We start from the raw sequence: 4,332 nt of genomic DNA on the forward strand, positions 1-4,332 counted from the left end.
GGCCCGGGGCGCGGCCCCGATCTCGTGGTGCGTGGGTGTCAGCCGCGGTCGGCGCCGACGGGCTCGCCGACGATGCGGCCGGCCAGGGCGCGGGCCCAGGCGTCGACGTCGGCGGAGAGCTCGCGCTCGGCGGCGGCGCGCTCGTCGGCGATGCGCGCGGCACCGGCGGCCAGGATCGCGTCGCGCTCGGCGATGCCCTCGGCGCGGGCGGCGGCGATGGCGGCCGTACCGTCCTCGGTGGCCTTGGAGCGGATGCGGGCGGCGTCGTGGCGGGCCTCGGCGAGCTCGGCCTCGTACTGCTCACGGATCTGCGTGGCCTCGGCGCGCAGGTCGTCGGCGCGCTCGGTGCCGCCCGCGATGGCGTCCTCGCGCTGGGCGAGGGTGCGGTTGATCTTCGGCAGGATGCCCTTCGCCAGGATCAGGAAGGTGAGGGCGAACAACACCACGCCGAGGATGAGCTCAGCCGTGACGGGGTTGAGCGGACCGAGGTCCATGTCGAAGATCGTCGAGTTCTGCGCGAGGGTCATGCGCGCATGATACCTGCTCGAAAAGGCGACAATTTCCGCGGGTGCTCAACTGTTGGCATGTTCGTGCCGACCGCGCAAGATTCCCGGCACCCAGAGTCTACCGGAAGGTAACTACGGCTGATTTGATGTGCCGCGCCGCACCAACCCCCCACCCACACACGGGAGTTTCTGTGCCGATCGCCGCCCACCGCCGTCGTGCCTCCGGCGCCGCCCTGTCCCTGGCGCTCGCCGCCGCGACCCTGGCCACGGCAGCCCCCTCCGCGCAGGCCGCCGAGGCCCCGCGCCTGAAGGTGCTCAGCTACAACGCCTTCCTCTTCAGCAAGACCCTGTACCCGAACTGGGGCCAGGACCACCGGGCCAAGGCGATACCCGCCGCCGGCTTCTACCAGGGTCAGGACGTCGTGGTGATCCAGGAGGCGTTCGACAACTCCTCCTCGGACGCCCTCAAGGCGAACTCGTCCACCCAGTACCCGTACCAGACCCCGGTCATGGGCCGGAGCAAGAGCGGCTGGGACGCCACGAGCGGGGCCTACTCCGCGACCACCCCCGAGGACGGGGGCGTGACGATCCTCAGCAAATGGCCGATCGTCCGCAAGGAGCAGTACGTCTACAAGGACGCATGCGGCGCGGACTGGTACTCGAACAAGGGCTTCGTCTACACCGTCCTGAACGTGAACGGCACCAAGGTCCACGTCGTCGGCACGCACGCCCAGTCCACCGACCCGGGCTGCTCGGCGGGCGAGGCGGCGCAGATGCGCAGCCGCCAGTTCAAGGCGATGGACGCCTTCCTCGACGCCAAGAACATCCCGGCGAACGAGCAGGTCGTCGTGGCCGGCGACTTCAACGTGGACTCCCGGACGCCGGAGTACTCGACCATGCTGAGCGACGCGGGTCTCGTCGGCGCGGACGCCCGCACCGGCCACCCGTACTCCTTCGACACGGAGCTGAACTCGATCGCCTCCGAGCGCTACCCGGACGACCCGCGCGAGGACCTCGACTACGTCCTGTACCGCTCGGGCAACGCCCGGCCGGCGAACTGGACGAACAACGTGGTCCTGGAGACGACCGCGCCCTGGACGGTCTCCAGCTGGGGCACGAAGTACACGTACACCAACCTCAGCGACCACTACCCGGTGACGGCCTACTGAGCGCACCGCGCCTTCGGATCACCGAGCTGATCACCGATCGACCGTGGCCCCCGGCCACGGTCGATCGGTCTCCGCCGGGTCGCGCGGGGCCGGCGGGCGCCCGGGCCTAGTACCCGTACCTGCCGAACTGGGTGTACGCCCAGAGGCCCACGATCCCCGCCACGCAGAGGATCACGATCCACGACCCGAAGCCGGTGTGGCGGTTCTTGCGCGGGCGGGCGGGCTTGGCCGGGCGTTCCTTGCGCGCCGCGCGGCCGGAACGCTCGGTGCGGGCCCGCGGCGGCGCCGTGTCGGCGGCGGCCACGTCGGCGAGCAGACGGCGGCAGACCGCGGCCAGCTCCGCCGTCCCCACCGAGAGGTCGACGACGATCTCCGAACGGGCCGGCGCCGTGGTGCCGCCGTCGAGCAGGCGTCCGGCCCGGAGGCGCGCCTGGTCCTTCCCACCGGTCGGGGCCAGACTGATCCAGCGCCCCACGTGCTCGCCGCGGATCACCACGCCGCCGCCCCGCTCCCGGTACACGGTGTGCTCCCGCCACAGGACCGCGGCCAACTCCGTGGCCGTCTCCCTGAGTTCCGTGTACATGACCCTCCCCAGTCCCCATCCCCGAATTCGAACAAGCACGTGACTCTAGCGGCAGGTACACGCCATGCCACGCCCCGGGTGGGACGGAGTCCCACAGGACCCGTTACGTCTCGAAGTCGTACACCGTGACCGGTATCCCGCGGGCCGTCAGCCGCTCGGCTATCAGCGGCTCCACCCGTGTCCACTTCCCGCCGGCGAGACCGCACCCGATCCGCGGCATGTGCACGGACGCCCCCAGCTCCTCCGCCTTGTCCGCGAGCAGGCCGAGCGCCGCGTCCATCGCCTCGTACCGCACGGGCACGCCCGTGCTCCGACCGGTCCGTATGCCGCGCTGGCCCACCAGGTTGGCCACCCAGACATAGGGTCCGACCTGCACGAACTGGGCCGCCCCCAGCCCGAAGTCGTTCCGCGCGCGCTCCCGGTGCCAGCGGCGGTAGGCCGCCTCCGGCTCCGGCCAGCGCCGCGACAGCGCCAGGACGAAGCCCTTGCCCCAGCCGCCCAGGTCGTTGCAGACATGCGCGATGATCTTCACGCCCTTGCCCCCTGGGGCGGTGGCGTCCCCCCGTACATACGTGATCCCCGACATGCCCTCACCGTACGAGGAGCCACTGACAACGTGCGAACACTTTTACAACGCTGGTGAGACAGCAATACTGTTGCACTGATGGGGAACGGGCACGGCACGGGAAGCGAGGCAGCTCAGATGGGCACCGAGACCGAGGAGCAGCCGCCGACGTTCACCGTCGACGAGCTGGCCGCGCGGGCGGGCGTCACCGTGCGGACCGTCCGGTTCTACGGCACCAAGGGGCTGCTGCCCCCGCCGGCCATCGGGCCGCGAAGGGTCGGGCACTACGGGCCCGACCATCTCTCGCGGCTGGCGCTGATCGAGGAGCTCCAGCGGCAGGGCATGACGCTCGCCGCGATCGAGCGGTATCTACACCAGCTGCCGCCCGACCTCAGCGCGCGGGACCTCGCCGTCCATCGGGCCCTGGTCGCCTCCTGGGCCCCCGAGTCCGCCGAGGAGATCACCCGGCGCGAGCTGGAACGGCGCGCGGGGCGGACCCTCGCCGACACGGACGTCGACCGGCTCGCCGCCATGGGCGTCCTGGACAAGACCGCCGACCCGGACGTCTTCCGGCTCGACGCGACGCTGCTGCGCCTCGGGGTGGAGCTCCTGGACGTGCCCATCGCGCACGAGACGATCCTCGCCTCCCGCACCGTCCTCCTGGAGCATGCGCGCGCCGCCGCGCAGGAGCTCTCCCGGCTCTTCCGGGACGAGGTGTGGAACCCGTACCGGGAGAGCGCCGAGGACCCGGACCACCTCGCCGCCATGAAGTCGCTCTCCGCGCACATGCAGCCGATGGTGATCCAGGCCCTCGTCACGGCCTTCCAGCGCTCCCTGAGCGAGGAACTGCGGACGGCCTTCAGGACTCCCTAGCCCCGGTCCTCAGCCCTGGACGGGCTGGTCCGTGAACACCTCGCCCCGCTCCGCCTTCGCCACCAGGAGCGCGGGCGGCTGGAAGCGGTCCCCGTACTTCTCCGCCAGCACACGGGCGCGTACGACGAAGCCGGCGACACCACCGTCGTAGCCGTTGATGTACTGGAGGATGCCGCCGGTCCACGCGGGGAAGCCGATGCCCATGATGGAGCCGATGTTGGCGTCGGCGACGGAGGTCAGGACACTCTCCTCCAGGAGGCGGACCGCGTCGAGGGCCTCGGCGAAGAGCATCCGCTCCTGCATGTCGCGGAACGGGATCTCGTACCCCGGCTTGGTGAAGTGCTCGCGCAGGCCCGGCCACAGCCTGCCGCGCTTGCCGTCCTCGCCGTACTCGTAGAAGCCCGCGCCGCCGCTGCGTCCCGTACGCCCGAACTCGTCGACCATTCGGTCGATCACCGCGTCCGAGGGGTGCCCGACCCAGGTGTCGCCGGCCTCCTCGATCGCGCGCCGGGTCTCGTTGCGGATCTTGCGGGGCAGGGTCAGGGTCAGCTCGTCCATCAGGGAGAGGACCTTGGCCGGGTAGCCGGCCTGCGCCGCGGCCTGCTCGACGGAGACCGGGTCGGCACCCTCGCCGAC

General features: G+C 71.3%; 6 protein-coding genes. 2 read left to right on the forward strand and 4 right to left on the reverse strand.

The window, feature by feature from the left end; genetic code table 11:
* Window positions 1-38: 38 nt before the first annotated feature.
* Window positions 39-527, reverse strand: coding sequence for a hypothetical protein (locus ACFQ7Q_RS37670; protein WP_383563634.1), 489 nt, complete (start codon window positions 525-527; stop codon window positions 39-41).
* Window positions 528-652: 125 nt separating this feature from the next.
* Here ACFQ7Q_RS37670 and sph point away from each other — a divergent pair, with 125 nt between their 5' ends.
* On the forward strand, window positions 653-1,675 hold the full coding sequence (gene sph, locus ACFQ7Q_RS37675) for a sphingomyelin phosphodiesterase (protein WP_383563637.1): 1,023 nt from the start codon (window positions 653-655) through the stop codon (window positions 1,673-1,675).
* 106 nt (window positions 1,676-1,781) lie between these two features.
* Here the strand turns inward: sph and ACFQ7Q_RS37680 are convergent, their stop codons facing one another.
* Window positions 1,782-2,258, reverse strand: a complete 477-nt coding sequence (locus ACFQ7Q_RS37680; RefSeq protein ID WP_383563640.1) for a hypothetical protein — start codon at window positions 2,256-2,258, stop codon at window positions 1,782-1,784.
* Window positions 2,259-2,361: 103 nt separating this feature from the next.
* A complete protein-coding gene (locus ACFQ7Q_RS37685) occupies window positions 2,362-2,844 on the reverse strand; it encodes a macro domain-containing protein (protein WP_383563643.1) in 483 nt (160 codons plus the stop codon).
* A gap of 117 nt (window positions 2,845-2,961) precedes the next feature.
* Here ACFQ7Q_RS37685 and ACFQ7Q_RS37690 point away from each other — a divergent pair, with 117 nt between their 5' ends.
* Window positions 2,962-3,696, forward strand: a complete 735-nt coding sequence (locus tag ACFQ7Q_RS37690) for a MerR family transcriptional regulator (RefSeq protein WP_383563649.1) — start codon at window positions 2,962-2,964, stop codon at window positions 3,694-3,696.
* A 9-nt stretch (window positions 3,697-3,705) separates the two neighbouring features.
* Here the strand turns inward: ACFQ7Q_RS37690 and ACFQ7Q_RS37695 are convergent.
* The coding region (locus tag ACFQ7Q_RS37695; RefSeq protein ID WP_383563646.1) for a 3-hydroxyacyl-CoA dehydrogenase family protein at window positions 3,706-4,332 on the reverse strand (627 nt) is incomplete at its 5' end.

It is taken from the genome of Streptomyces sp. NPDC056527, from assembly GCF_042794475.1.
In the GTDB taxonomy this organism is placed as follows: domain Bacteria; phylum Actinomycetota; class Actinomycetes; order Streptomycetales; family Streptomycetaceae; genus Streptomyces.

Coding starts and splice junctions, on each gene's coding strand:
- ACFQ7Q_RS37670 (WP_383563634.1), bottom strand. CDS start 527: ATGACCCTCGCGCAGAACTCGACGATCTTCGACATGGACCTCGGTCCG.
- sph (WP_383563637.1), top strand. CDS start 653: ATGTGCCGCGCCGCACCAACCCCCCACCCACACACGGGAGTTTCTGTG.
- ACFQ7Q_RS37680 (WP_383563640.1), bottom strand. CDS start 2,258: ATGTACACGGAACTCAGGGAGACGGCCACGGAGTTGGCCGCGGTCCTG.
- ACFQ7Q_RS37685 (WP_383563643.1), bottom strand. CDS start 2,844: ATGTCGGGGATCACGTATGTACGGGGGGACGCCACCGCCCCAGGGGGC.
- ACFQ7Q_RS37690 (WP_383563649.1), top strand. CDS start 2,962: ATGGGCACCGAGACCGAGGAGCAGCCGCCGACGTTCACCGTCGACGAG.